The following is a 26,814-nucleotide window of genomic DNA, read 5'->3' on the forward strand; positions in this document are numbered from 1 at the left end:
CTCCGGAAATCGGAGAGCACGCCCCCTCGCGCGCATTTCAGCGACTGGGCTCGGGGGCCCGGAGGCGCCTGCGGGTTCAAGGTCTCGAGCCGACGGTTGGGAACGTCCCCTGCTCACGTCTGCAACGCGTCGCCCCTGAAGGAATGATCTCGTCTCAGAAAAAGCGGCCCCGTTTCAGGAGGCGCCCCCCGACACTCCGATCTCCCGAAGAAGGTCTGAGAGCGGCTCGGTCGTGCCGTCGGTATACTCCACGATGACCTGCTCGGCAGACCCGTCGTACCGGAGCGTCGCCACCTGGTTGCCCTGCAGCAGCACATCGACACTCACGCGGTCACTGATCTCGTCCGCCGACGCGTCTTCGAGGGCAGAGAGCGCCCCAACGTCCGCTGCGTACTCGATCGCAAGGTCCTGCCCGACCTGCGTCGTGCCCTCGACGCGGACAGGCGTGCTTTCATCGCCTTCGGCATCGTCCGGGGAGAGGTCCACGGTTGCTGTGGTGGCGGTCACTGGTTGACCATCGTTTCGAAACCGGTCTTCGTACTGGAATGTCCCGTTCTGACCGGGCTCGAGACTGGTGGTGAAGGCAAGCGGATTCGCCGTCACGTCCAGCGAAAACGATTGCGGAATCCCAAGAAACGTGAACCCAACGTCCCTCAGGTCTACAGAGAAGATCTCTCCCTCATTTTCCAGTGCAAGCGAGGCTCCAATCTCGGTTGGTACCTGCTCTGTTGAACCTCCGACCGTGACCGACCGGGTCTCGTAGCGGCTCAGCGTAAAGGTTGCGTTGTTGCTCGGCGCGTCTGGGGACTCTGGAAACCGAAGAATGAGGCTGTCGGCCGGGCGCTCCTGGCGCCAGGCCTGCGTGTCCGAGGTCCAGACATAGACGCCCGTGCTGGCGTCGTAGTTGAAGTCCCCACCTGTCGTGTCGAGCACGGCCCCGAGGCCAGAGGTCAGCGCTTTGCCCCAGGGGGAAACGGTCTTCCCCTCGGACCCTGAGGTCATCATCGCCTCGGACAGGCGGGCAAGAGGGGTCTGATCGAACGTCGTGGCTGCTCCCTGCAGGCCACTCGCCGACTCGATGATCTGGGGTCGGGCCTCCTCCGCGGTCATGGGAGGAGAGGTTCCCCCTTGGTCGCAACCGAGAAGCCCGGCGCCGACCAGCGCGAACGCGAGCAAAAGTGCAGCACTGCGCAAACGGTTTCGCATGGCGCGATTCTCCTACTAGCAAAAGTATTTGGACCTGTGTTAACAACGGGCCGCCGGAAGAGTGCCACTCGGCCGCCAGACATCACCCATTCGGAAAAGTGTGAGGCCCGCTGGGCCGGACGAAACCCGGGCTGTACAAGCTTGAATGGGCCTGGCGCCGCATGTGGGGCCGTGAGCCAAGCCACAGCCTCGTTGGCCACCAGTTGCTCATGCCACGAGTCGGGTGTGATACATGGCTAGCGTTCTTTCTGTCCCTCACAAGGCCCTGAGAGGCTATGCGGACCCCAAGGGTCTCAAGGCTGGCGCGAATCCGATACCTGCAAATATGAATTAGGTGAAACCGAGGTGGAGAGAACGAAACTGGCCTCGGAAAAATGTTTTGTTTCAGCGGCGTTCATCGCGGCCGTATATAGAAACAAAATTGCGGTGGATCCCCCTTCGAGAAATGTGAGCACACCGGGCGGGTCCCACCCCGAACTATCCCCCAGTAGGGATCGTCCCTGAACAGAGGGATCGTTCTCAGACAGGGGAGCAGGCTTGCGGACGTGCCGTGGGCACGGGCGTAACGCTGCCCTTCCGTTCCCAAAGAGCCATTTTCTGCTGGGAGCCGTTCCGGTGCCAAAAGCTCTTCGGGCCGCACTCGCAAGTTCCCATGTTCGATTCGGCCACCGATGCCCTCTCCCGTCCTTCGGCACTGGGCCGGCGCAGTGCCTTTCAGCTGTTGCTCGTCGTCGGTCTGACGCTGACGGCCTCCCTTCTGTTTGATGTCTACGCGGACTGGGTCCGCCAGGGGGACCCGCTGTGGACGACGGTACTGGAAAATTTGGTGCCGATCCTCCTGGCCCTGGCGCTTCCCTACGTCGGGTGGAGGCTTCTTCAAAGCCCATCCGGTGCTCCCTACCTACCGGACGTGGCGAAATACGCATTGGTGGAAAGTCTTGGGCTGGGGCTTCTTGCTGGGCTCGTGGTGGGAGTGCAGGTCCTGCAGGAAGAAATCAAGCCTGCCGTCATCGTTCTGCAACTAACCACAGTCGGTGGAATCGCGGGCCTCTGCGTAGGATACAGTACCGCCCAGTTGAAGGAAGCCACACGCGACGCGCAGGACGACCGCAATCGGCTCGAAAATCTCTTAGACGGCCTTCCGGTTCCTGTCGTCCACGGGCGGGTTGAGGGAGAAACGCTCAACATCCTGGCTGCCAACGCTGCGTTCGAGAGGGCGTTCGGCCATGACCCCGAGGAATCCATCGGGGAGAACCTGTACGACCTCATCCGTCCGGGAGGCATCCAGCGGGGCGCCGAAAGAATTAATCACCAGGCCCTCGATGAGGGCATCGCCGAGGCCGAGGTCCAGTGCGAGACCCTGGACGGACAGCGGGAGTTTCAGCTGCGGGTGGCGCAGGCCCTGGACTCGGGGGCCTCAGAGACATATTCCGTGTACATGGACATCACCGAGCGGAAGCGGCGGGAGGAGCGGCTTCAGACGCTGTATGCTCGCCTTCAGCTTGCGCTCGACGTGTCGGACACGGGGACGTTTGACTGGGAAATCCAGGCCGGCGAGGTGATCTGGGACGAGACCTCCGAGCGGCTTTTTGGGTATGAGCCTGGGGGGTTCCCGGGAACGTTTGCGGCCTGGGCCCAGCACGTTCATCCCGATGATCTTCCGGGTGCCCGGGAGGACATCGAGCAGGCGATTGAGAACCAAGAGAAATACAAAACGGAGTTTCGAGTGCAGATCCCCGGTGGTCAGCAGCGGTGGATCGAGGCCCAAGGTGTAGTCGAGTATGACGATAGAGGAGAGCCGATTCGGATGCTGGGGATCCACACCGACATCACCGAGCGAAAGAAGCGCGAACAGACGCTCCGTGAGGCAAAAGAAAGGGCAGAGGAGGCCGCCCGGCTCAAGTCCGCGATGCTGGCAAACATGAGCCACGAGATCCGCACGCCCCTCACCTCCATCACCGGCTTCTCGGAGGTGCTGGAACAGAACCTCAGTGGCCAGCACGGAGACTTCGCCACCAAGATACGCAAAAGCAGTGAGCGGCTTCAGCGGACGCTCGAGTCGGTGCTCCATCTCTCAAAACTGGAGTCCAGCGTCCACAAGCTCGAGCGGGAGGAGGTCTCGCTGAGGGCTGTCGTCGAGGACGTTACCGCAGCGCTCCGTGACGACCTCACTGAAAAATCCCTCGCTCTGCAAACTGAGATCCCGGACTCACCAGTCAGCGGCATCTCGAACGAGGACGCCCTCCACCGAATCTGCCGAAACCTGCTAGAGAACGCGATTAAGTTTACGCCGGCGGGAGGCTGCGTGGGGATTCGCCTCCTGGATGAGGGCCGAAGCGCAACCCTTGAGATTGAGGACTCCGGGATCGGAATGGACCCGGAGAACGTGCCGGGGCTCTTTCAGGCCTTCAGACAAGAGTCGGAGGGGATGGCCCGTGAGTACGAGGGCAGCGGCCTGGGGCTGTCGATCGTGAAGCGGCTTACCGACGAGCTTGGGGGCGAGGTCGATGTCGAGACCGAAAAGGGCGAGGGCACCTGCTTTGCCGTAACGCTTCCCCTGACCGACGACGCGCACGAGCGCTCCGACGAGACCGTAGGGGGCTGAGGGGCGGCGCCGTCAAAGCCCGAGCAGTTCCCCAAATTGCGTCCAGCCCAGGATGGTCGCGAGCGTGGCCCACCCGATTCCCAGAAAGCAGAGCACCGAAATCACCGCGTGGGCCCACTTTCGGCCCGTCCACACGAGCGTGCCGAGAAGGGCGACCAGGACCAGGTTGCCCGGGATCTCTTGGGGGTTGACGCTCCGCTCGGCAAACAGACTCGCGATCTGGCTGCTGATCTGGCTCGTGAGGATGAAGGCAATGAAGACCCCGAAGAACCACCGGCGGTGTGCCGTAGAAAAGTGAAATGCCCTCAGATCCAGTGGGGCCCGGGCCCCTAGCGACTCGACAGAGAATCCGCCGCCTGTCTCCGACCCAGGCGGTTCCCACCCCGGGTCGGGCAGCGCGAAGGCACAGGTCAGATACAGAAGCAGAAACGCGACAAGGTACGGGAGGAAAAACTCCGAGGTGGCTCCCTTCAGAAACGAAAACGAGTTCCACCAAAACTGAACGGCAAGGAGAAACGCGGTGGCGGCCCAGAGAAGGGGCAGCCAGTGCCAGTTGACCGTCCGCCGGGGGCGAACCAGTTCGCGGAGGCTTTGGGCCAGGTCGGTCAGGCCGAGGCCGACGATAATCGAAAGCAGAGCGGCAATGTATTCGGGCTGACTCATGGTCGGAGGGACGGTCTGGCCGAGATCGGTCTGTGCGAGACAGGTCTGTGCGAGACAGGTTTGGGGAGACGTTGGGCATCCGAAGTCGAACGCCGCATACGTGAGCTGCTAGGTACGTGAGCCGCTAGGGGAGAGGCGCGTTCCCTCGGAAGGGGCCACGTAGACGCCGGGGGCACGAACCGGTGAACACGAACCGGTGAACACGAAGACGAAAGGTCTTTTGGGCGCAGCGCCGTTGCGGTCGGTAGCGAGCGTGGCCGGTAGCGAGCGTGGACGGGGCCTGGGGGGCGGACGAGTTTTAGGGGGGCGCCTCCGTCTTAACCGAGACCTGCACGGGGGCATTTCCTCGTGGACCCTTCCCGTCGAGGCCTGGAGGTCCCCCTCACGGCCGGAAACAGTTCCTGTACCACGACGGGGGCCGGCACGGAGCCCAGCCGAACCGGGCAGGAGACCCTCTCCGGACCCGCCTGGCCTCGGACCGACGGGAGAACGGCCGCCGGGCCCGACAGGACGCCATCAGGCCCGATAGGATGCCATCAGGCCCAACAGGAACGAGAACCCACGCGGGGGAGGTAGCTCTCGGGACGGATGCCGTTCCCCGAACGACTCCTGTTGAAGAGTGGCCTTTCAGAACTGAAAAGCGGGCCTTCAGATTCCCCCGAGGGCAGGCCCCCGAAAAAGAAAAGAAAGGCCCCGAGACAAGCAGGTCATCGGGCGAAGAGGGCCCATCCGTCGCGCCAGCGGGCCCACTTGTCGCACGCACCGGACCGCCCAGGGGTGTTTTCAGTCCAAGCATGTGCGCAGACGCGGAGCCGCACATGCAGAAGGCATGCACATGCAGAAGGTACGCACATGTGAAAGGCACACGTAGAAGCGTGAGCGTCGAGGGAACGCTTTCCCTCGGGAAGCGCCCCTTCGTTTTCTTTGACAAGCATCTTCAGCCCGGACCCATGCAGACAGCACGCCGCTCTCAGACGACCGACCGACCTCGGAAACGCCACGACCGCAAGCGGGACGCGTCCAATTTCGACGACTACATGCTCGCCGTGGTCTCGGTGGCGCTGGTGGGCGTTCTCATCGCGCTCTAGTCCCGTCGTGCTTTAGCACCATTGCGCTCGGGGCGCGCTGCGACCGCGTTGCGCTGCGGCGCCCGGCCTGCCAGGCTGCACGCCAGGCCAGCAGGCGCGCTCCGGCCAGAGCCTCGGAGAGCGCTGCCGAGGCGGCGTTCCAGTGCCTCCCGCCCCCCGGCACAGCCGCGCCTGACGAAACGTGGCCACGCGCACCGCCGAATGCACCCGCATCTCCGAATACAGGTAGCGACACATGACCCTTACGATCGAGAACGTCTCGAAAACCTATCCGAACGGCACGCGCGCCCTGGACGACGTGTCCCTCACCATTCCGCCCGGCATGTTCGGCCTCCTCGGGCCCAACGGCGCCGGGAAGTCGACGCTCATGCGCACGGTGGCGGCCCTGCAGGAGCCGGACACCGGCTCGGTACACCTCGGGGACATCAACGCCCTGGAGGAGAAGCAGACCCTCCGCAAGCGCCTCGGCTACCTGCCCCAAGAGGTGGGGGTCTACGACAACGTCTCCGCCGAAACCCTGCTCGACCACTTCGCTACGCTGAAGGGCATCACCGATCGCTCCGAGCGGCGGCGCGTGGTCGACGCCCTGCTGAACCGCGTCAACCTAGACGGAGCCCGCGACCAGAACCTCGGGGGCTACTCCGGCGGGATGAAACGGCGGTTCGGCATCGCGGTGGCGCTGATCGGGGACCCGGACCTCATCATCGTCGACGAGCCGACCGCGGGCCTCGATCCTGCCGAGCGCGTTCGGTTTTTGAACTTGCTCAGCGAGATCGGCGAGGACAGCGTCGTGCTCCTCTCCACCCACATCGTGGCCGATGTGCGGGAGCTCTGCACGCAGATGGCCATCATCCGCGAGGGGGAGATTATCTTTGAGGGCGCGCCGGAAGCGGCCATCGCCGACCTGGAGGGACAGATCTGGCGCAAGACGGTCACCAAGGAGACCCTCCCGGAGCACGAGGAGACCCGCAACGTCGTCTCCACGAAGCTCGTCGCGGGCCGTCCGGTGATTCGGGTCCACGCCTCCGCCCGGCCCGGCCCGGATTTTGAAGCCGCCGATCCCGACCTGGAAGACGTCTACTTCACGCAGATGAGGACCGGTGCCCGCGAGGACGCACCTGTCGTTGCGTAGCCTCTCTCGCCTCGGCATCGCCCGCGCCCCTCGCGGCCTTCACTGCGGCGGAGCCTCTACTGGGGCGATGCCTCGACTAGGGCGGGGCCTCAACTGGGGCGGGGCCCTCACCCTGCCCCCCCCCCCCCCGGGGTTTGCTCCCACATGTCCGGACCGCCCCGTGCCCGGAGCACGACGTGCTCGTAGCGCCTGCACCCACGCAAGAGCTGCTTCTCAACCTGTCTGACAGTATGTTTGCAAGCCTTCTCGCTCAAGAGGTCCGGCACCGCCTGCGCCAGCTCTCGACCCACATCTACTTCGGGATTTTCTTCGGGGTCAGTTTTTTGCTGATGAACGCGCTGGGCGGCGCGTTTGCGGACGCGAACATCACGATCTTCGGAATGGGGCCGAATACAAATGCCAACAGCCCCTTCGCGATCAACGCCACGACGCTCTTTGTAAGCCTGCTGGGGCTGATGATCACGGCGCCCTTCATGGGACAGTCCGTGTACCGGGACTACGACAGCGGCATCCACCCGCTCGTGTTTTCGACGCCGGTGTCGAAGGCAAAGTACCTGGGCAGCCGCTTCCTCGGGGCCGTTCTCGTTCACCTCTACCTGTACGCCGGGCTCACGGCCGGGCTCGTGCTCGGAGCCGCCGCGCCGTGGGTCGACCCGAGCCAGCTTGGGGCGTTTCGGCCGATGGCGTACCTGCAGCCCTACCTGCTGTACCTCCTCCCCAACCTCTTGTGGGTGGGCGGGCTGTTTGTCGCGCTCCCCGCCTTCACGCGCCGCATGCTGCCAAACTACATCGGTGGCGTGCTGCTGTTCATGGGGTACAACATTGCGGCCGTTCTGCTGGGCGGAGACGCCCTCCGCAACAGCACGGTGGCGTCCGTCGTCGATCCGTTCGGGCTCATTCCCACCCAGCAGCTGACCCGCTACTGGACCGCGGCGGAGCAAAACGCGCAGCTCGTCCCGCTGGAGGGGATGGTCCTGCTCAACCGGGTCCTCTGGCTGGGGGTCGGCCTCGCCGTGGTGGCCGGCCTCTACGCGGGCTTTCGGTTTGCGCACCTTCCGGGACAGCAGTCGGGGGACGACGACGAGACCGGCGCCGAGGGCCCCTCCCTGGCGGAGGTGACCCCGACCTCCCTCATTCACGCCGTTGACCTGCCCGGGGCCGCACTCTCGGAACACTGGGGCGCCCGCCTGCGCCAGTTCACGTCCATCGTCCGGCGCTCCTTCCTGTACGTCGTCCGTGACGTGTACTTCTACGCCATCGTGGGGGCGAGCATCATCTTTCTGGTCGTGGCCGCTTCTCAGTCCGGCCAGATCAACGGCACGCCCGTGCAGCCGGTCACCTACCACATCGTGGGCCAGCTGGGGAACCAGTTCTCCCTCTTCATGGTGATCCTCATCACGTTCTACGCCGGGCAGCTCGTGTGGCGAGAGCGGGACGTCGAGGTGCAGCAGGTCCACGACACGCTCCCACTGCCCACCAGCGTGACGCTCTCGGCGAAGGGGACGGCCCTGGGGCTCGTCTGCGCGACCCTGATGCTCGTGGTGCTGACCACCGGCGTCGCGACGCAGCTCAGCTACGGCTTCACGGACCTGAACCTGGGCCTCTACCTGACGGAGCTCTACGGCGTTCAGCTGGTCGACTACCTGTTGTACGCCGCGCTGGCCCTCACGGTGCACGCGGTCGTGAATCACAAGTACCTGGGCCACTTCATCGTGGTGGCGTTCTTTCTGGGGCTGGCCTTCAGCAGCCAGCTCGGGATCGAGCACACGCTGTGGCGCTACGGGTCGGACCCGGGTCTTCCCTACTCCGCGATGAACGAGTACGGCCACTTCGCCGGTGCCTTCGCGTGGCACAAGCTGCTGTGGGCGGCCGTGGCCCTTGCCATGGCCACGGTCGCCCGCCTCGCCTGGGTGCGCGGCGAGGAGTCGACGCTGAGCGTGCGGCTCCGGCAGGCGCGCCGGCGCCTCTCGCCAGCGGTGTGGGGGACCCTCGGCGTGGCCGGCGTAGTGGCCTTCGGCACCGGGACGTTCATCTACGTCAACACGACGGTCTGGAACACCTTTCGCACCAGTAGCGAGCAGACGGACCTCCGGGCCGAGTACGAAAAGACCTACGAGCGGTACGCCACGAAGCCACAGCCCCGCATCGACGCGGCGGATCTGAACATCGATCTGTACCCCGATCGGCGGGACGCGCGCCTAGCGGGGACCTACGTGCTGGTCAACGACCAAAGCACCGCTGTCGATACGGTCTTCATTGACACGCCTGCCGACGCGAACGTCGACTGGCTGTCGTTCGGGCGGGCGGCCGAGACGGTGCGCCGCGACGAGACGTACGGCGTCCGCCTCGTGGACCTGGCCGAGCCGCTGGCGCCGGGCGACTCCACCTCCCTCACGTTCGATACGTGGGTCCGCAACGACGGCTTTACGACCGGCGGCAGTCAGACATCGATCGTCCACAACGGCACGTTCATCGGCAGCGGCGAGCTGCCGCGCATTGGATACGACGCGGGCGCCGAGCTGAGCGACCGCTCCCAGCGGGACGACCACGGCCTGGACCCGGAGCCCCGGATGCGCCCCCAGAGCGACTCGTCGGCGCGGATGCGCCCCTACGTGGCCCGCGACGCGACGTGGCTCGACTACGAGGCCACCGTGAGCACGAGCGCCGACCAGGTGCCCCTGGCCACCGGCACCCGCGACTCCTCCTGGACGACGGGTGGGCGCCGCCACGTGCGCTTTCGCACGTCCGCGCCCACCGCGGGCTTCTTCTCGTTCCTGTCGGCCCGCTACGAGGAGGCGAGCGGCACCTGGACCCCGCCGGACTCGTCCCTCAACCGGGGGCGGCCCGTCGACATTGAGGTCTTCCACCACCCGACGCACGACTACAACACGGGCCGCATGATCGACGCGGTCAAGCAGTCGCTCACTTACTACACCCGCCACTTCGGGCCGTACCAGAGCCGGGAGGTGCGCATCGCCGAGTTTCCACGGTACGCCGGCTTCGCGCAGTCCTTCCTCGGCACCATTCCGTATTCGGAGAGCGTCGGCTTCATCGCCCGCGTCGACCCGGAGACCGACATCGACTACCCCTACTACATCACGGCCCACGAAATGGGCCACCAGTGGTGGGGGCACCAGGTAGTCAGCGGGCCGGTCTGGGGCGCGACCATGCTCGTCGAGTCGCTCGCCCAGTACAGCGCGCTTATGGTGATGGAGGAGACCTACGGGCGGGACAAGATGAAACGGTTCTTGGAGTACGAGCTCGACGAGTACCTGAGCGGCCGGAGCCTCGAGTCGCGGGAGGAGCGCCCGCTCATGACGGCCGCCGCCAGCCAAGGATACATCCACTACGAGAAGGGCTCGCTCGTCATGTACGCCCTGAAGGAGTACCTCGGGGAGGAGACGGTCAACCGCGTGCTTCGGGAGTTCCTGCGGGCCAACCAGTACCAGTCGCCCCCCTTCGTGACCTCCGAGGCGCTGGTCGAGCGGTTCGAGGCGGCCGCCCCCGACTCGCTGAAGGGCTTCGTGGGCGACCTCTTCCGCAAGATCACGCTTTATGACAACCGCGCCACCGGCGCTACCTACAGGGAAACGGCGGATGGACGGTACCGCGTGACCCTCACGGTCGAGGCCCGCAAGCAGCAGGCCGACAGCATCGGGGCGTCCCCCACGGAGGCGCCGATGGACCTGCCGGTGGAAATTGGCGTCTTCGCCGAGGAGAGCGAGGTGGGCGCCGAGGACCAGCGGACGCTCTACCGGCAGACGCACCGGCTTACGAGCGGGACGCAAGAAATCACCGTGACGGTCGACGAGAAGCCGGCGCGGGCCGGCGTCGACCCCTTCACGCTACTCATCGATCGGGAAACCGAGGACAACATGACGACCGTTACGCGGGCCGATTAGGAGGGCAAGGCGTACAGGCCCTTCTTGCGTTCGTCCCAACATAATACGCTCGTCCCGACACAATACAAGCGCACCAGCTACGGAAACAAGTACGTCGTAGCGCAAGGAGAGCGGAGCATCTACCAGCCACTCCCATGTCTAAGCGATACGGTGCACCCGTGACGTCGGTGCTGCCGTTTCAGGTCGACACGTCCGTCGGCCTCAATCCTCATCTCCCAGAGCCCGATTCCGCTCCCGATTTGACCCCGTACTGGGTTTCCCCCGTCTACTATCATGCGGAAGTAATTGTCTCCCTTTCCTCCTGCCCACGTCTCGAAAACCATGATTTTTCTGATCGGGATCCGTCTCTGAAAGGGGCCGGTCCACGTCCAGCCGGAGACTGTGATCTCATTGTCTTGTAGCCTGATTTCTCCGAACCATGGCGTTCGATCAAGAAGTGTAACCGGGGAAGAAAGCGTCGGCTCTGACATACCGTACCTACCGCGCCTGATTATCTACTTCTTGCAGTTTGTAAGAAGTTGCGACAATAAAATGGTTAAAGCTGCGGCGGCAGATCCAGCGATACTGCCTGCTCAAAAATGAAAAGGATGTCACGGTTTTGGCACTAGGCTGGTCCTCGCTCTGGGTTATAGTATAGCGCGAGAAGGGCCTGAACCTGTCGGTTTACAAACTCCCGGCTTATGGTCATTGACTATTTAATTTGGTAACAAGCCCACGTACCGAAGTAGATGCTGGGATCCGTCCGCGAACTGGTCAAGGAAGGCATCGACGTGGTCGTGAAGCGGGGCGAAGTTCTCTTCTTGATGTAGGTGAACTACCTCCTGCTTTAGGTAGCGCCATAGCTTCTCGATACGACGCCACGGAGTTGACTTCCCAGTGGAGAGCAGGCTAGATACTTCATCCTCAAGCCGACCCAAGAGCCGATGGCGCTTCTTCAGTCGCCTGATAGAGCCACGTAGACCCCGGTGGAAAAGAAGAGGAAGCGCTTCCCAAGTAGGTCACCTTGAGAGGGCTCCTACAGGTCTTGAGATCGTCGTTCAGGTCCCTCGGTGTTGATGCACCTGAAAAGAACGGAGAGCCGTCCCGGCCTCCCGGGCGCAGCGCCGCCGCAATCAGTAGCGAATTCGAACGGAGACCGTGGCCCGCCGGCCCGGCAGGGAGCGGGTCCACCGCGAAACCGACCCGTCCGGGTGTGGCTCCAGTCCCCAGTCGGCCACGTTCCGGCGGCCCAGCACGTTGGCGACGCCGATACGGCCCTCGATGCCGACCCCGGCCCAGGAGCGAGAGAAGCGTACGCCGGCGTCAAGGGTGTACCGGGGCGGCAGCCGATGGGTCTCGGGCCGATCCAGCTGGCGCTCGTCCCAGGCCGCCCCGAGGTCGTCGGGCGTCAGGTACGCGTAGTAGGCCCGCCGGTAGCCCCAGCGGCGGCCCCACACGCCCTCGCCGGTCGCCTCCAGCGCCAGGCCGGCGCCCAGGGGCACCTCGGCGGTGAAGGCAAGGCGGTGCGGGTCGGTCCACGGCACTAAGACCTGCCGCCCGCCGAAGCGCCCCGGGAAGGTGCGCTCGGCCCGGCTGTAGGCGTAGCGCAGCGACCCGGTGAGGGACGTCCCCTCGTAGGCGACCTCCAGCCCGCCGCCATGCGCAAATCCGTAGCTGGGGGCGATGAACCGCGATGGGTCCGTCGGGGCGGCCGGCGCCGTAGGGGCGCCGCGCAGGGCCGGATAGTCGATAGCGAGCAGGTGGGGCTGCCACTTCCGGTAGCCCTCCACGTCGATCTGCCAGCGGGGCGCGGGCGCCCACGTCAGGTCGGCCGCGAGGTGGTAGGTGCGGGGCGGCGTGAGCGGGTCGGTGAGGGGGAGCCACATCCGCGTCGTAGGCACGACCGCCGTGGCGCCGTCGCGGATCAGGTCAAACTGTGTGGTGAACTGTCGGTAGAGGCCGCCCCGCACGCTCAGGCCCACCGTGCCTAGCCCCCCAATGGACCGGTCGTAGCGGAGCGCGCCCCGCGGCTCCACGAACACGGTCCCCTGGCCGGGGCGGCTCGTCAGCCGGAGCCCCCCGTCGAGCTGCACGTGGGCCCCGAGGCCGATCGTCATCTCGGCCGCGGTCGTGAGCCGGCTCGTGTGGGCCCGGTGCTGGAGCTGCGGGGCAAACGCGTTCCCGATGCGGACGCGGCTCCGCTGATGCGTAAGGCCGCCGGACCACACGAGGCCCCATCGGGGACCGAGGGCCACGTCAACCTCTCCCTCCAGGAGAACGTCCGTGACCGCGCTTGTGCCCTCCTGCCCGTGGGCGGCCTGGCGCGCCGCGGCCACCCCTGCCCCCGAGCGAAGCGAGGAGGGCGAGGTGAACTGGACCTCGCCCACCTCCGAGGCGGCCGTGCCCCGGTAGTGGCTCACGCCGGCCTGCAGGGTTGCGGTCGTGCGGCCGGAGACCGGCGCCTGGTAGCGGGCCTGCGCGACCGTATTCGACCAGTCCTGCTCGTCGCGGGTCGGCAGCTTGAAGGGGGACGAGTCGAGAGAGAAGCCGTCCCCCTCCTCGCCGGTTTGCCCGAGGTCCGTACCGATGGGCTGGCCCAGCACGAGGTCGGCCCCGAGGGTGCTGCGGCCGTGGTAGGCGGACAGGTCGAGCCGTGTGGCGGGGCCGAGGTCGAAGCGGAGCGCGCCGTGCAGGTCGTAGAAGCCGGCGCTCGGCTGGGTGCGGGCGCCCAACGACCCGCCGGCGAGGGAGGTGTCGGCGGACACCTGCGCCGCCGCGAGCATGGGGTCGAGCGTCGACCACCGGTCGATGAGGTCGTGGAGCCCCGCGTCCTGGTACACGTCCCACACGCTCGTGCGGCCGGCCACCATGGCCGAGACGGGCGTGTCGCCCAGCGTCGCACTGCCCTGCAGCCGGGCGCCCAGGCTGCGCGAGTCGGCGCGAACGGTGCCGTACTGCCCGCCCGGATCCGAAGGGGCCGGAAGGTCGTGGGTGAGTTCGAGGGTGCCGGACAGGGCGTTCCCGCGGAGGGCCCCGAAGCCGGCCTTCCGGGCCGTGAGGCCCTCTAGCGCCAGCGGGCTGAAGGCGCCGAGGAGGCGGCCCGCACTCGCCGGATTGCGTACGGGCATGCCGTCGAGGCGGAGCGTATGCCCGCCGGGCGGGCCGCCCTGGATGTGCAGGTCGGCGTAGGGCGCGGACGCAGTCACGCCGAGAACGGACCCGGCGGCGCCGAGCACGTCGGGCACCTCGGCCGCCCCGCCGGCCCGGAGCGGCGCCGCCGGCACGCGGTCCGCCTCGCGCCGGGCCGACGGCAGGCCGTAGCGGTCGGCGTCGATGAAAAGCGAGTCGGCCGCGATGGGCGAGGAGGCAAGGACGGCCTCGTGGCGGGCGGTATCGTTGGGGGGCACGTAGACGGTCGCCTCGTGGCGGCGGTAGCCAAGGTGGCTGATCACGACCGTGTGGGGGCCGGGCAGGAGACCGGACACGTGGAACCGGCCGGTCGAGTCGGTAACCGTTCCGCGAAACTCTCGGGCGTCCGGCAGGCGGACGTGCGCGTCGGGGAGGGGGCGCCCGGCCTCCCCGTCCCGGACGATCCCGGCCAGCCGCCCCACCCGTGGCGGCCGCCGGACGGGCGAGCGAAGGACGTAGGTGCCCCGGGAGGTCCGGACGTAGTCGACGGGGTGCCCGGCCAGCAGGCAGCGGAGGAGGGCCTCCGGGGGCGACGTGTCCGTGACGCAGGAGGCCCGCCGCCCTGACACGAGGGACGCGTCGTACACGAGGCTAATGCCGGTCGCCGTGGCCATCTGCTCTAGCGCCTGCTCCAGCGGGGCGTCCTGAATGCCGAGGGCGGCAGGGTCCCCCGTGCTGGGCTGCGCCACTGCGCGTCCCCCAGACAGAAGGGGGCCCCCGAGCAATAGCACGACCAGGAGCGCGGTCGCCGGAAGCGAGTGCGGCGCGTTTGGCGTGGCGTCCGGAGCTGTCATGGCGGCCGGAGCGGAATGCAAACCAGAGGCGAGAACGTGGCCGGACCGAACCGACCGATCCGGAGCCCGACCCAGAATTACCGACCTGCCGGGGCCGCGAAGAGCTCAAACCCGCGGCTCGTGGGGCGGTAGTTTAGATTGCGGGCCGTACAGAGGTCGTGAAGAATGGTTTCCAGATCCGGCGCCTCCGGGTAGTAGAGGGAGACCGGCGCCCGGGTCTCCTCCACGGAGTCGTGGAGGCGCAGGGTGGCGTCGAAGCGGCGCTCCAGGTCCTGAAGCACCGACGTGAGTGGCCGGGCCTGGGCCGCAAACCCCCCGTTTCGCCAGGCGAGGGCGTACTTGGGGGCGGCCCGCTCCGGGGGCGTGGGAGAGGCATCGGGGCCGGCCACCTGGCTTCTCGCCCCGGGCTCGGACAGCACCACGCGCCTCTCCGGCCGTGTCCGGGCGGCTACCTCGACGCGGCCCGCGACGAGCGTTACCTCGGTCGCCGCCGCGGGGTCGGCCGAGCGGGGGGCGGCCGAGCGGGCGCCGTCCCGATCGGCGTTTTCGGGCCGAGCGTTCCCGGGGCGGGCGCGGACGTTGAACCGGGTGCCCGTGACGGCCACCTCCGCACTGGCGGTTTCGATGAGGAAGGGGCGGTCCCCATCCTCGACCTCGAAGAACGCCTCCCCGCCCAGCTCCACGGCGCGGCGGGCGGCGTCCACGAACGGCCAGGACTGAAAGCCCCGCCGGTAGGTGAGCGTAGTGCCGCTGTTGAGGTGGGCGGTCGACCCGTCCGGCAGGGCCGCCGTGCGCTGCTGCCCGGGCGGTGCCGTGATCGTGACCGGCTGTCGCCATAGCCAAAGGCCCCCGGCCAGCACGAGGGTCGCGACGGCCAGCCCCATGGCCACCCGCCACGAGTGGGCGCGGCGCGACCGGCGGGCCGGGCGCTGCCGGCGCCGCGACTTTGGGGCCGCTTCTGTCTGTTTTGCCCGGGGGGCGGTGCCGGAAGCAGTGCCGTTTGCCGGGGTCGCGTCCAGCTCGGGATGCGCCTCCGTGAGGGCATCCCACGCCGCATCGGGGTCTGCCTCCTCGGTGGCGGGGGCATCCGCGCCGCCCAGCAGCTCCCAGACTGCGCCGAGGCTCGACCGCCCCTCGGGCGACTCCTCCTGGAGGCGCTCTTCTAGGAAGTCGGGAAGGGAGGGGGTGTCATTGCTCATCGCGGCCTAGCAGGTCGGATTCGTAGTAGTTGACGCGGCCTCGCAGGTGCTTCAGGGCCCGGACGATGTGGTTGTTCACCGTGCGGGGGGAGATGCCCATCACGTCGGCCGCCTCCTCGTGGCTCAGGCCCTCGAAGCGGGTCAGCACGAGGGCCTCGCGCTGCCGCCCCGTCAGTTCGCCGATCCACTGCCAGAGCCGGTCCTCGAGCTGGTCGGCATCGGCCTGGTCGTCGGGGCGGGCCGGCGAGGCCGGCTGGGCGGCCGTCTTGTCGCGTACGGCCGGCTCCTTCTCGTCCCGGGTGCGCCGGTTGCGCTCGTGGTTGTATGCCCGGTTGCGGGCAATGCGGTAGAGGTACGCTTCCAGTGACTGGCTCGGGCTTAGAGACTCCCGCGCCTCCCACAAGCGAATGAACGTGTCCTGGGCCACGTCCTGGGCCGCCTCCGCCGACGACGTGATCGACCGGACGTACCGAAAAACCGGCTCGTACATCGCGTCGAAGAGCGCGGCGTAGGCCTCCCGGTCCGACGCCTTGAGGCGGCAGCACCACTCCTCGAACGGAGGCGTGTCGGGCATGGGAACGAGAATACGGATTCGCGTTGCTCCGGCCCCGCGTGAGGTTCAACACGCGTCGGCCCGGCAGTGACCACCGCACCTGAATGCTTTCGAACGGATGCTTCCGGGGGGAAGGCTCTCGCGAGCGGCCGGAGGGGCGGCCAAACAGGCCGCAAGAGCTACCGCTCGATCCAGACGTTTCGGTAGGCGTCGACGCGGGCCCGCCAGCCGGGCGGCACGACGATGGTCGTGTCGTACTGGTGCAGCACGGCGGGGCCCTCAAGCGTGTGCCCGTGGTGCAGGGCCGTGCGGGCGTAGACGGTCGTCTCCGCCGGGCCGCCGGGCGAAAACCAGACCGGGCGGGTGCCGATTTCGGCGTCCCGAAGGGGCAGGTCGGTCTCGGGCTCGCGGGGAAGGGGCGGGGGCGAGACGGGCACCGTCCCGCGGGCCCGCAGGGCGACGGCCTCGACCGGAGCCTCCGGGGCGGCGTGGCCGTAGCGCCGGCGGTGGCGGTCGTGGAAGGCCTCGGCGGCGCCGCCCAAAGCCGTTGCCGTGACGGGGGAAGCCAGGGGCACGGTCACCTCGTAGCTCTGGCCCACGTAGCGCAGGTCGAGCTCGAAGGCGACCTTGGGCGTGCCGTGCCCTTCCAGGGCAGACTCGACCTTCTCGGTCAGGGCGCTAGCGGCGTGCTGGATTGGGGCGGGGTCGCCTTGAAGCGTGCCAACGGAGGTCAAGAGTGCCCGGGAGGCGTCATGGGTCACGTCGGCCATGAGCAGGCCAAGCGCGCTAAGGGCCCCAGGTGCAGGCGGCACCAGCACGCGGGGCATGCCGAGCGCCTCCGCCAGGGCCGCCGCGTGGAGGGGACCGGCCCCGCCGAACGGAACGAGCGTGTAGTCCCGCGGGTCGTGCCCCCGCTCCACCGACACGCGCCGAAGGGCCCGCTCCATCGTTGCGTTGGCGACCCGCAGGACGCCGAGGGCGGTCTCCTCCGGCGATCGGCCCAGCGTCTCGCCGAGGCGCCCCACTGCGCTGCGGGCGGCCTCCGGGGCCATGTCGAGAGCATCGGTGCCGCCGAGCACGCGGTCGGGGTCGAGGCGGCCTAGCGTGAGGTGCGCGTCGGTGACCGTCGGCCGGGTGCCGCCGCGCCCGTAGCAGACGGCCCCCGGCTCGGCCCCCGCGCTCTCCGGGCCCACCCGCAGGCTGCCGCCGGCGTCGACGTGGGCGATGCTGCCGCCCCCGGCCCCGACGGTGTGAATGTCGGTGGCGGGGAGGCGAAGCGGGAGGCCGGCGATCGTATGCTCGGTGGCGCGGGGCACCGCCCCGTCGCAGAGGGCCACGTCGGCGCTCGTTCCGCCCATGTCGAGGGTCATCATGCGAGGGGCCTCGCCCAGGGCGCGCCGGGCCACCCCGAGAGCGCCGACCACCCCGCCGGCCGGGCCGCTCAGGGCGAGACGGGCGGCCTGCTCGCCGGCGGGCCCCGGCCCAATCGTGCCGCCGCTCGACTGCATGACGCGAACCGGCCGCTCGCCCAGTTCGCCACCGAGACGCGTCAGGTAGCGCTCCACCCTGGGGCGGACGTACGCGTTGGCGACCGTCGTGGCCACGCGCTCGTACTCCCGGTGCTCAGGCAAGAGGGCGCTGCTTCGGGTCACCGGCACCGCGTCTGGCAGCTCGTCTCGAAGGAGCTCGGCGGCCCGCTTCTCGTGCTCGGGGTTTCGGTAGGAGAAAAGAAACGCGAGGGCGACGCTCTGGACGTCCTGTTCCTCGAGAACGCGGGCCACGCGGCGCACGGCCGCCTCGTCCAGCGGGGTGAGGATGTCCCCCTCGGCACTGATGCGCTCCGGCACCTCGTGGCGCCGGGCGGCCGGCACGAGGGGATCAGGCCGCATCGGCGTCAGGTCGTAGAGGTCGGGCCGGTCCTGCCGCCCGATGGCGAGCACGTCGGCGAAGCCCTCCGTGGTCACCAGCGCCGCCTTCGCGCCTTGCCGCTCCAAAAGCGCGTTCGTCGCCGTCGTGGTGCCGTGGGCGATGGGCGCCGCGGGGGACACGTCGAGCCGACCGAGCCCCGTGCCGACGGCCTCGTGTTGGGGATCGGTGGTCGGGACCTTTCGCACCTCCAGGCCCGCCTTGGTCGCCACGACGAAGTCGGTGAACGTGCCGCCGACGTCGATCCCTACCTCAGAAGGGCCGTCTGTATCGGAGGCGCCGGAAGCAGGCATCGGGGATGCAGGAATGATGCGGTGGTGTGGGGATGCCCAAAAGACGGAGGCGCCCCGACACAATCAACCGCCGTGTACCGCCAATCTCGTGGATGCCTCCTGCGGAATTCCTTGCGCGCTGGAAAGCCAGCGAGGGGGAACAGCCCGCACGTGATCAAGGCGTCGAGCCAGGGCTTCCGCATCTATTCAGACCCGCTAAGGATCTGCTCTCGAAGCGCAGGACCGATCCAGAACCCGGCCTACCGACGATCGCGAGATTGAGGAGGGGAGACGTATTGCTTACCGTCAGCACGACTGAACCGTCAGCATGACTGAATGGAATGGAGCGGCTTGCAGCCGGCGAAGTTTGAGAGAGGAAAGCGCCCGATTACTATTCTCCTGCTCCCTCGTCGTGAGAGCTGACCTCCCCCCTAGCATAGCGAAGGTCCTCCGCCAGTTCGTCGGGGCCGTAGTGCCGCTCGACACCTCGCTCGCCCAGCAGTCGGCCAAACGCCTGCTTGCTCATTTCGGCGAGCTCACGGGCCTTTCCAAAAGAGAACATGTCTTCACGGTACAGAGAGATGGCCAACTCGCGCAGGAGCTCTTCTTTTTTCCGGCCCTCGGGTAGGGCCAGTGCGTCGGCGACCGAACGAGGAATCGAGAGCTGCACGTCTTTTGAGGGAGTCACTACTCAAGGGTTGTAAGAAGAATCCTGGTTTTCTGAACAGGGCTGATGGGGGCTGGTTCTTGTGCTCCTGTACCCGAAAACCGGGCAATTTATCGTTTTTGCTTTCCAGTGGTCTCGACCCGCCATCTCGGTGAGCCGCCACCGGGCGCGTTTCGGATGGCATCGTTCTGTACGCGGAAGAATGCTCACGGGATTATGCCCAAGACTCACGGTAGAAGGTGCTCCTGCGCTGTAGAGAACGCTTCCGCATACGGGTGGGATCGGTCGCGACGACGAAATCGGTGAACGTGCCGCCGACGTCGACCCCGACCTCAGGAGGGGCGTCTGTGCCAGAGACATCAGGAGCAGACATCAGTCGCGCAGGAATGATGCGGCGGTATGAGGATGCCAAAAAAACGGAGGCGCCCCGACACAATCAACCGCCGTGCGCCGCCGAGCTTGTGGCTGCGCCTGCGGAATTTCCTGTGTGCCGGGGCGCTCGACCTTCGCCTCAAAGAAACCACACGGGGTAGTGACAACTGTTGTCACCACGTAGTGACAAAAGTGGTGACAATGGGGCAGGGGTATTCTCTGAAAACCACTGCTCTTCTTCGATACGAAGATTTGTTCGAAGAGCCTCCTACGTCGTACGAGGTCTGCTGAACAGGGACCCTATCTGACCAGGGAACTCATTCCCTGTGGTTTTTGATTACCTGGCCCACAGCCTCGATAAACTGAGATACGTCACCAACGAGATCTTCCGCGGCCTGGATTTCGAAGACGGAAAACGCGTCGTAGTCAGCTCGATTGCGATCTGTCTCAGCGCGAGCGAGAACTTTTCCGACTTCTTCTGAGATACGACCAGTTCGAACAAAGTGATAACTGAAGCGGGATAGGATCCCTGCGTGGGAGGTGGGTTCTTCTCCTTCAGTCAAGAGGGCTGCGCGGGCTGCGTGAAAAGCAGCATAGTATGCTCGATTCATGGCCGCTTCCACACGGTCATCCTCCAATAGGTATGAGGCATCGTCCAGAGCTTGGTTCGCCTTCTGCAGAAGGGCCTCCGTAGGGTCCTCGCCCGATTTGCTAGTTTCGCTCAAAGCACCACGCCCTCCCGCCGAGCTGCCCGAGGCAAAGGGCGGTCGCGTTCAAAATTCTCCTCGCTGAGGTGAAGAGGAGAAAGGGCCACGCCGTACTCGCTGGCAAGACGGATCACCAATTGGCTGGTGCGCTGGGCCTCCTCATCTGGGTAAACCCTTCCACCAAGTACAATCATGAGGTCCACGTCGCTATCGGGATGGGCTTCCCCGCGGGCCTGAGAGCCATAGACAATGAGTTTTTTTAGCCGATCGCCATAGATTTCTCCAAGAGCAGACTCTGCATCTGAAAGTGCCCTTCGGACCGGAGTAGAAAAGGGTGAGGAAGCAGGCATCGAGGAGCAGACGATCATAATTTTCAACGCGTATACGTTCACGAATTGAATCGATTGGCGTTCTCAACCTACAGTATCGGGAGAGCGCGAGAGGGCTTGGAAGCCGATTGCTTCGAGGAAGCCCGGCTCTATGAAGCTGTCGCTCACGGAGGTGTCGCTCCTTCGGTGGTACCAACCTATCGGTTTCGAACCTGTCGGTCCTGAACCTGTCGGTCCTGAACCTGTCGGTTCGGAGACCCTCTCGCGGGACACAGTCGAAGTCAAATAGTCGAATTCAATGGGTAGCCGCGGCCAGCGATAACCAAGCGGCTGTGTGTTTCTGCCGGTGGGGTCGGGCAGCCCCGAACCGTCCCGGGAAGTAGGTAGCCCCTCTGGCGCCGGAGAATCCGCCTAGAGAGCCGGACAAGACCTGTGAGGTTGTGCCCGCGGGCACCGCTCGTCGAGTGGTAGAATCCCCCAAAGAGCAATAGCTCTGTGAGCGAAGGCTAGATTAGCCGAGGGAGAAATCAAGTTGGCCCGGCTGAATTGATGGGCGGCTGGAGCCCGTGCAAGAGGACAAGGTTATTGTCTGCTGTTTCTGTGGCGCTCGATGTCCGCCTCAGAGAAACCACGCGAGGCATTGACAATCGTTGTCACCACGTAGTGACAAAAGTGGTGACAATGGGGCAGGGGTATTCTCTGAAAACCGCCGCTCTTCTTCGATGAGAAGCTTTTCTTGAAGGAGTTCTTACGTCGTGCAAGACCTGCCGATCAGGGATCTCACCCAACCAGGAATCTCATTCCCTGTGGTTTTCGACTACTCTGTGTACCACTTTGGTGAACTGAGACACGTTGCTGACGAGATCTTCCGCGGCCTGGATTTCGAAGACGGAAACCGCGTCGTAGTCGGCTCGATTGCGGTCTGTCTCAGCGCGGGCGAGAACTTTTCCGACCTCTTCTGAGGTACGAACGGTTCGAATAAAGTGATGACTGAAGCGAGACAGAATCCCTGCGTGGGAGGTGGGTTCGTCTCCTTCAATCAGAAGGGTTCAGTTAGCGCTTCTGCGCGTGGTCAAGGGGCCTTCCTCGACGAGGATCATAACGGCAAGTCTGTTTCTGAGCAAGCTTGACGATCAACTGGGCAGCTCAACCCGAGGCGGGAAAGGGCGAGCCTGGACGGCTTCTCGCTTGTCCTTCTTTTCCCAAACGCCTGTTTGATACCTGTCGTGTCGGCGCATCTGAGGACCAGGTAGCGGGAGGGAGGCCGCCCCATCGGCGCAGCCCTAGAGGCACAGCCGACAGGAAGGCCCTTTGTCCTACCGGTCGGGGATCAGCCGCTCGTCGACCGGAAACGGCTCGGCCTGGCCGAGCTCAATATCGTCGAAGGCCTCATGCAGAGGATTGAGGAGATAGTTGTAGCTGTAGGGCGCCGCGACAGAGGGAACCCTGAGAACCGCCGAGTCCTCGCGGGAGACCCACCGATCACCGATACGTTGCGACCGGGAGGAAGGGGGATGCCGGTCCCACCCGTCCGGCAGGTCCTCCGCTTCCAGCTTGGAGAGTTGTCCCTGTGGGATCCCCACCCGAAAGAGCATGTAGCGCCGGAGCTGATCGTAGCGTTCCAATCCGGTCATCGTCTCGACGAGCGCCAGCGGCAGGCTCCCGGCGGTGTACACGACAGATATCCCGGGACTGTTGAACCGCCCCCCGTATTGGCGCGCTCCCTCTCCGCTGAAGGCCGACCCCGAATACTGTTCCTCCACGGGTCGCCAAACCGTCAGGTCAGTCATCCGTCAATACCAGCCGCTGGCGGAGGCAAGGCGAACTAAAGAAGACAAGGACCTAGGCCGGAACCCCGTGTTCGATGCGGCCAAGAAGGCGTTCGACCTCCCGGGCGCCCGGCTCCAGCCGGGCAATCTCAAGGGGAACCTCTCCGCCCAGGCGCATCTGCGGGCGTTTCAGCCAGGAGCGGGACTCCTCTTCACTCTCGAAAACACTGGTGGACTTCCGGAAAAGGCGCGCGATGCGGTAGAGGCGCTCAGATTCAACTGGGGTGAGGGTGCCGCTTTCGCCGCGGCGCTTCAAGGTGCGGGGCGAGATGCCGAGAAGGGTGGCCATCTCCTCGGGGTCAACCGCGAGTCGCTCTTGGATCTCGCCTGTGAGCCTCGCAGGAAGGCCCTCATCGATCGACTCGAGCAGGCCGGAGAGGCCTGCGGCCTGGAGGTCCTCAAACGACTCAACGGGGCGGGGCGGGGTCGAAGGAGTGGGCATTGAGAGGAGGACAGGCTTGCAGTTTGTCATCGATCAGGCGACACGTTGTCTTCATGCCGGCCTACTCCCTACAAGAGGGAGGGAGGCAGTGTTGCAGTCGCCCCTGCCTGCAGCCCGGAAACTGGAGGCCTCTGGGCTGGTCATTCTCAGAACGGCTTGTCCTACAGGTGTATCCTATAGGTGTACGAGTTGCGTATTCTTGCGTGCAAGCCCAAGCAGAAACGGCAGGAGCGAAAATATGGAGCAAACCCGGCACGATAGGCGTTTTTCACTTTCCAAATCGATAGGTGTCATCTGTGCCCCGAACACGTCCGCGGTACCCACCGGAAACCGGAGAGAAAAGATCGCCGAACTTGCCCGGAAGGGGCGAACGCCCAAAAAACTGGTTGAAGAGTTCGAGCCGACCCAGACGATGACCTCGGGCTGGCTGAAGCAAGCTGATTGGGACGAGGGATCCCGCTCGGATGTGTGCCCGAATTTTTGGACCAGTTGACCGGCTAATTGCGGCTAAGACGCAGCAGCGATTTGAGGTTCTGATTCGCAGGCAAAGAGAGTCTGCCCGAGATGTTCTCGGGGTGGAATCTGCCCGATCGAGGAGTGTCGTCGGTCCTGGTTGTAGCAGATGAACCGCTCGTCAAAGACGGTTCGCAGTGCTGGCAGGGAGGAGGCTTCCGTGATCCGAGAGACCGACCAGAAGCCTGCATCCGACCCCAGAGAGATTCGATCCAGGGGTTGCCTTTCGCCCCGCTTTCGGAGTAGCTGACGCGCATGTTGTCCTCGAGAAGAATTTCCGGTAGCGGCTCAACACGTAGTGGAGCTCTCTGTTTTAATGATGTCGCTCTTGGCTCACCAGTCCATCCAGTCCGATGATCAAAGAGACCCATGAGTGTAGGGAGTGCGGCTCCTCGAACATTATCAAAAACGGCCACAGCGCGAGCGGCTCTCAGCAATACCACTGCAAGGATTGTGGGGCCCATAAGGTGCTCGATCCGGAGCCGCGGGGCTATTCCGAGGAGGAGAAAGAGAAGATTCTCCGGGCTTACCGTGAACGCGGGTCAAAACGAGCAATCAGTCGCATTTTTGGGATCAGTCGCAATACTCTGAACCGGTGGCTTGAAAAAAGGGACACGAAGCCGACTCAGTAGCTGAGGGCCTCCGGCCAGCCAGGGACAACGACACCCTTGAACTCGACGAATGCTGGACATACGTCCGAAAACGGTCGAACAAACGGTGGCTCTGGGTCGCTCTATGCCGTCGAACTCGACAGGTCGTAGCATTTGTGATCGGAGACCGCTCGGCAAAAACCTGCGCACGGCTCTGGAGCCGGATTCCGGAGGGCTACCGGAAAGGCCGAAGTTTCAGCGACTTCTGGAAGTCCTATCGCCCAGTTTTTGAAGACGATTCCAGCCATCGGCAGGTCGGAAAGTCCAGTGGCGAGTTGGCACATGTGGAACGGTTTTTTGGGCGACTGCGGCAAAAGCTGGCACGGTACGTCCGTCGGACGCGAGCGGCCTCCCAGTCAGAACGAATGCTCCATCTGACGACAAAACTGTTCGTGGAGTGGTACAACGAAGCCATCACTTAACATCGACCCGCTACCGAATTTCCTCATGCCACCGGTAGCTGGCGTATACGCTGCCTGGGTCGTGATGGATGATCTTTTCGCCGAGCCCTTCGCCCAGGCTCGTCAACCGTTTGCGAACCTGCTCCCAACAGCGCATGGCCAGCTTTAGATTGGCGCTCGGCCCGACCGCCCAACCCGGACCCGCAGAAGCTCTCCAGACGGGCCGCGGCCATCAGGTAGGCCTTGCGGTTTCCCCCGCTAAGCGCCCAGTTGTCCCGGGACGGCCCCGAAAAGACGCCAAAAAGACGACTCCAGGGAGGCGACTACAAGGAGACGACACAGATGAACCGACACCGATGAGCATACCCTACGACGGCGCATACCGTGCACAACGGCACAGCTCACTTCCAGCAGTTCTCACGGAGGGGCGGAAGACACGGCGCTTTGAAACGGTGCTTTGCCAAATGCCGTTCAAAAATGGCAATTCATATAGCTTAATCCAAGAAGCTCATCGACATGGAAGTAGAGATCGACGATTACGGTCGAATTGTCATTCCGAAAGAAGTCCGAGATCACCTCGGTATTGATTCGGGGACTGCTCTCAAATTGACTTCTCCCCTCGATGAATCGAGGGGATTCTTCCTTACGGAAAAGTGAAAGTAAGAGGTTGGCGCGTTTAATCTCTTCAGATACCTAAAAGGCCGTTTCCAACCTCTCCTTCCCGATCCGCTCGTACGGATTTCTCCGTAAGTCGGCTCTCTACGGAGTCTCTCTAGAGGCACATCGGCCTCACGTTTCCGTGATGCATCTACTACATTCCCATTCAGGAACGCACACTTCCGTCCCTTCTCATCTAGGGCAGGCTTCCAATTTCGGGGTGTTTCAATCCCCTACCAGTTCTCGGATACTTATCCGGTCCCTCCTGCCGTGGATTCCAACCACTTTGTCGGGGACTCGTCGATCATCCTTTGTACTTTGTATTTGAGACTCCGTTGTCCACCTTCGCCAATGGCAACCATTTTCGGGTTGCTCCAAGACTACTACGTAGGCTCCGCCAACACCCGGCAAACATCGGTAGATCTAGGTACCTTCACATCTTGCCGGGTGTATCCTGGATCCTCAGGTCCATTCACATTCGCTAAGCGTAGGCCCCGCCTTCCTTCTGTCCCTTGTACCCGGCAGGACAACCGGGCTATCGCGAGCGGAACCGCAAAAGCGTGGTGCAGGCTCCGTGCCTCCAAAGTCTTAGGAGGCCATCTGTTGGACAAATTCTTAATCCTCCAGTACTCGCGCAGACCTCTTTTGGCGTCCCGGCATGAACAGATAAAACGTTGCTGTCTGATAGCAGTAGCGCATTCCATCCTCACGGGACATGTCTTCGCCAAAAGATTCAATCTCTGAAGCAGCTTCAGTCTGGGGGAAACTTTCCCGATGGAACTAAGGCGGTTACCTGGGTATGACCTTACCTAGCCATCGCCAAGGGGAGCTGCTTAGGGCTTGCTACTAGCCCCGTCTCCCCCGTCCTGGGTCGGATTCTCCACGGCACGTCCTATTAAATGCCGCTTAGGCCCGTAGGGCGGTCGCGTTGCACACGTCAACACGCGCTCGATGTGAAAAGAGCAGTCTCTGAACCTGCGTTAGTCCAGCTCACGAATTCCTGTTTCACAGGGCTTGCCTGAGGTCCTTTCACTTCAGGTCTTACATGCCCTCCGCAGGCATTAGAGGCCGAAACCTCTCCCGTCAGCCCGGGCGGCATGAGATTCTCAAAAGCAAACTGTGTCATACTTTGTTTATCGGTATGAAATCGAGTTACATCGTTAGGCAACTAATTTGTTTCGTTGTGGCTGACGAGAGAGTCCCCGAACCGACAGGTTCATATCCCCTAAGGAGCGACAGCTCCATAAACAGCGACAGCTCCATGAAGCCGGGAGTTTTACTGCTCTCCCGTACTCACTCAATACTATAACGGCGAGTCTGCTTCTGAGCAAGCTTGACAATCAACTGGGTTACTTAACCAACAAAAAACCCTGCTGGCTTGGTCTCTTGGAAGGGACAGCCAGCAGGGGAGCTTACAGCTACCACCGTAAGCGAGATGCTTATTTTTCGAGATACTAAATTGTTTCATTTCTCGAGAGCATCTGCCTCATCGGTTGCTTGTCAGGCGCAATCGCACCGAATTGGTCTGCAGATGAGAACCAGAAGCGTCTCAGAACCTGGTATGTTGACTTTCCCTCGCAAGAGGGGCACCTTCCCGGAAAGATCGGGAGATCCGAGGACGCTCGGACGGGAGGTGGGAACCCTGGTTAGAGCCTTTGGCCCCGGTGCTTGAAGCAACTGCATCGAGTACCGGTGAGCCCGTTAAACAGAGTAGTTCCTGCCTCCCATTTCGGTGCGTT

18 protein-coding genes are annotated in these 26,814 nt (G+C 64.4%); 6 read left to right on the forward strand and 12 right to left on the reverse strand.

What is annotated here, in order from left to right; genetic code table 11:
- Positions 1-174 precede the first annotated feature (174 nt).
- The gene (locus tag SRU_RS00900) at positions 175-1,206 is read right to left on the reverse strand and encodes a hypothetical protein (RefSeq protein ID WP_011402955.1); all 1,032 of its coding nucleotides are present in this window, start codon (positions 1,204-1,206) and stop codon (positions 175-177) included.
- Between the two features lie 652 nt (positions 1,207-1,858).
- Between SRU_RS00900 and SRU_RS00905 the strand changes: the two genes are divergently transcribed.
- Positions 1,859-3,811, forward strand: a complete 1,953-nt coding sequence (locus SRU_RS00905; RefSeq protein WP_011402956.1) for a PAS domain-containing sensor histidine kinase — start codon at positions 1,859-1,861, stop codon at positions 3,809-3,811.
- A gap of 12 nt (positions 3,812-3,823) precedes the next feature.
- Here SRU_RS00905 and SRU_RS00910 read toward each other — a convergent pair whose 3' ends face one another.
- Positions 3,824-4,474 (reverse strand): hypothetical protein, encoded by a 651-nt coding sequence (locus SRU_RS00910; RefSeq protein WP_011402957.1) that lies wholly within the window; start codon positions 4,472-4,474, stop codon positions 3,824-3,826.
- A gap of 950 nt (positions 4,475-5,424) precedes the next feature.
- On the opposite strand from SRU_RS00910, the gene SRU_RS00915 reads away from it, so the two are divergent.
- The 3 genes from SRU_RS00915 to SRU_RS00925 all read left to right on the forward strand — a co-directional run bounded on the left by SRU_RS00915 (position 5,425) and on the right by SRU_RS00925 (position 10,596).
- The gene (locus SRU_RS00915; protein ID WP_162713327.1) at positions 5,425-5,562 is read left to right on the forward strand and encodes a hypothetical protein; all 138 of its coding nucleotides are present in this window, start codon (positions 5,425-5,427) and stop codon (positions 5,560-5,562) included.
- Between the two features lie 235 nt (positions 5,563-5,797).
- Positions 5,798-6,694, forward strand: a complete 897-nt coding sequence (locus tag SRU_RS00920; RefSeq protein ID WP_011402958.1) for an ABC transporter ATP-binding protein — start codon at positions 5,798-5,800, stop codon at positions 6,692-6,694.
- Positions 6,695-6,924: 230 nt separating this feature from the next.
- Positions 6,925-10,596 carry a M1 family aminopeptidase gene (locus SRU_RS00925; protein ID WP_237701814.1) on the forward strand — a complete coding sequence of 1,224 codons (3,672 nt, stop codon included), beginning with the start codon at positions 6,925-6,927 and terminating at the stop codon, positions 10,594-10,596.
- A gap of 1,112 nt (positions 10,597-11,708) precedes the next feature.
- Here the strand turns inward: SRU_RS00925 and SRU_RS00930 are convergent.
- From SRU_RS00930 to parS, 10 genes are all read right to left on the reverse strand, one after another.
- On the reverse strand, positions 11,709-14,558 hold the full coding sequence (locus SRU_RS00930) for a carboxypeptidase regulatory-like domain-containing protein (RefSeq protein ID WP_262504701.1): 2,850 nt from the start codon (positions 14,556-14,558) through the stop codon (positions 11,709-11,711).
- Positions 14,559-14,635: 77 nt separating this feature from the next.
- Positions 14,636-15,757, reverse strand: coding sequence for a FecR family protein (locus tag SRU_RS00935; protein ID WP_011402961.1), 1,122 nt, complete (start codon positions 15,755-15,757; stop codon positions 14,636-14,638).
- On the reverse strand, positions 15,747-16,331 hold the full coding sequence (locus SRU_RS00940) for an RNA polymerase sigma factor (protein WP_011402962.1): 585 nt from the start codon (positions 16,329-16,331) through the stop codon (positions 15,747-15,749). Before SRU_RS00940 ends, SRU_RS00935 begins: the two co-directional genes overlap by 11 nt.
- Before the next feature lie 158 nt (positions 16,332-16,489).
- A complete protein-coding gene (locus SRU_RS00945) occupies positions 16,490-18,529 on the reverse strand; it encodes a hydantoinase/oxoprolinase family protein (RefSeq protein ID WP_164923428.1) in 2,040 nt (679 codons plus the stop codon).
- 370 nt (positions 18,530-18,899) lie between these two features.
- Positions 18,900-19,178 carry a UPF0175 family protein gene (locus SRU_RS00950; RefSeq protein ID WP_237701816.1) on the reverse strand — a complete coding sequence of 93 codons (279 nt, stop codon included), beginning with the start codon at positions 19,176-19,178 and terminating at the stop codon, positions 18,900-18,902.
- Positions 19,179-19,864: 686 nt separating this feature from the next.
- Positions 19,865-20,272 carry a HEPN domain-containing protein gene (locus SRU_RS15875; RefSeq protein WP_011402965.1) on the reverse strand — a complete coding sequence of 136 codons (408 nt, stop codon included), beginning with the start codon at positions 20,270-20,272 and terminating at the stop codon, positions 19,865-19,867.
- On the reverse strand, positions 20,269-20,622 hold the full coding sequence (locus tag SRU_RS00965) for a nucleotidyltransferase domain-containing protein (RefSeq protein WP_237701817.1): 354 nt from the start codon (positions 20,620-20,622) through the stop codon (positions 20,269-20,271). Before SRU_RS00965 ends, SRU_RS15875 begins: the two co-directional genes overlap by 4 nt.
- Before the next feature lie 758 nt (positions 20,623-21,380).
- Positions 21,381-21,626 carry a HEPN domain-containing protein gene (locus SRU_RS15880; RefSeq protein WP_164923718.1) on the reverse strand — a complete coding sequence of 82 codons (246 nt, stop codon included), beginning with the start codon at positions 21,624-21,626 and terminating at the stop codon, positions 21,381-21,383.
- Between the two features lie 273 nt (positions 21,627-21,899).
- On the reverse strand, positions 21,900-22,373 hold the full coding sequence (locus SRU_RS00975; RefSeq protein WP_011402968.1) for an RES family NAD+ phosphorylase: 474 nt from the start codon (positions 22,371-22,373) through the stop codon (positions 21,900-21,902).
- Positions 22,374-22,425: 52 nt separating this feature from the next.
- Positions 22,426-22,854 (reverse strand): type II RES/Xre toxin-antitoxin system antitoxin, encoded by a 429-nt coding sequence (parS, locus tag SRU_RS00980; protein ID WP_237701818.1) that lies wholly within the window; start codon positions 22,852-22,854, stop codon positions 22,426-22,428.
- 866 nt (positions 22,855-23,720) lie between these two features.
- Here parS and SRU_RS00985 point away from each other — a divergent pair.
- Together SRU_RS00985 and SRU_RS15885 are read left to right on the forward strand one after the other, a co-directional pair.
- Positions 23,721-24,439 (forward strand): IS1-like element ISSru2 family transposase gene (locus SRU_RS00985; protein WP_118841017.1). Its coding sequence is split into 2 segments (ribosomal slippage): positions 23,721-23,970 and positions 23,970-24,439, totalling 720 coding nucleotides; the frame shifts between segments, so codons are not numbered across the junction.
- 495 nt (positions 24,440-24,934) lie between these two features.
- Positions 24,935-25,075: an AbrB/MazE/SpoVT family DNA-binding domain-containing protein gene (locus SRU_RS15885; RefSeq protein ID WP_011402972.1), complete on the forward strand. Its 141-nt coding sequence runs from the start codon at positions 24,935-24,937 to the stop codon at positions 25,073-25,075.
- Positions 25,076-26,814 lie beyond the last annotated feature (1,739 nt).

Source organism: Salinibacter ruber DSM 13855 (assembly GCF_000013045.1).
Lineage (GTDB): Bacteria > Bacteroidota > Rhodothermia > Rhodothermales > Salinibacteraceae > Salinibacter > Salinibacter ruber.

Coding starts and splice junctions, on each gene's coding strand:
- SRU_RS00965 (WP_237701817.1), bottom strand. CDS start 20,622: ATGATCGTCTGCTCCTCGATGCCTGCTTCCTCACCCTTTTCTACTCCG.
- SRU_RS00940 (WP_011402962.1), bottom strand. CDS start 16,331: ATGCCCGACACGCCTCCGTTCGAGGAGTGGTGCTGCCGCCTCAAGGCG.
- SRU_RS00915 (WP_162713327.1), top strand. CDS start 5,425: ATGCAGACAGCACGCCGCTCTCAGACGACCGACCGACCTCGGAAACGC.
- SRU_RS00930 (WP_262504701.1), bottom strand. CDS start 14,558: ATGACAGCTCCGGACGCCACGCCAAACGCGCCGCACTCGCTTCCGGCG.
- SRU_RS00910 (WP_011402957.1), bottom strand. CDS start 4,474: ATGAGTCAGCCCGAATACATTGCCGCTCTGCTTTCGATTATCGTCGGC.
- SRU_RS00900 (WP_011402955.1), bottom strand. CDS start 1,206: ATGCGAAACCGTTTGCGCAGTGCTGCACTTTTGCTCGCGTTCGCGCTG.
- SRU_RS00975 (WP_011402968.1), bottom strand. CDS start 22,373: ATGACTGACCTGACGGTTTGGCGACCCGTGGAGGAACAGTATTCGGGG.
- parS (WP_237701818.1), bottom strand. CDS start 22,854: ATGCCCACTCCTTCGACCCCGCCCCGCCCCGTTGAGTCGTTTGAGGAC.
- SRU_RS00925 (WP_237701814.1), top strand. CDS start 6,925: ATGTTTGCAAGCCTTCTCGCTCAAGAGGTCCGGCACCGCCTGCGCCAG.
- SRU_RS00920 (WP_011402958.1), top strand. CDS start 5,798: ATGACCCTTACGATCGAGAACGTCTCGAAAACCTATCCGAACGGCACG.
- SRU_RS00935 (WP_011402961.1), bottom strand. CDS start 15,757: ATGAGCAATGACACCCCCTCCCTTCCCGACTTCCTAGAAGAGCGCCTC.
- SRU_RS00945 (WP_164923428.1), bottom strand. CDS start 18,529: ATGCCTGCTTCCGGCGCCTCCGATACAGACGGCCCTTCTGAGGTAGGG.
- SRU_RS15885 (WP_011402972.1), top strand. CDS start 24,935: ATGGAAGTAGAGATCGACGATTACGGTCGAATTGTCATTCCGAAAGAA.
- SRU_RS00905 (WP_011402956.1), top strand. CDS start 1,859: ATGTTCGATTCGGCCACCGATGCCCTCTCCCGTCCTTCGGCACTGGGC.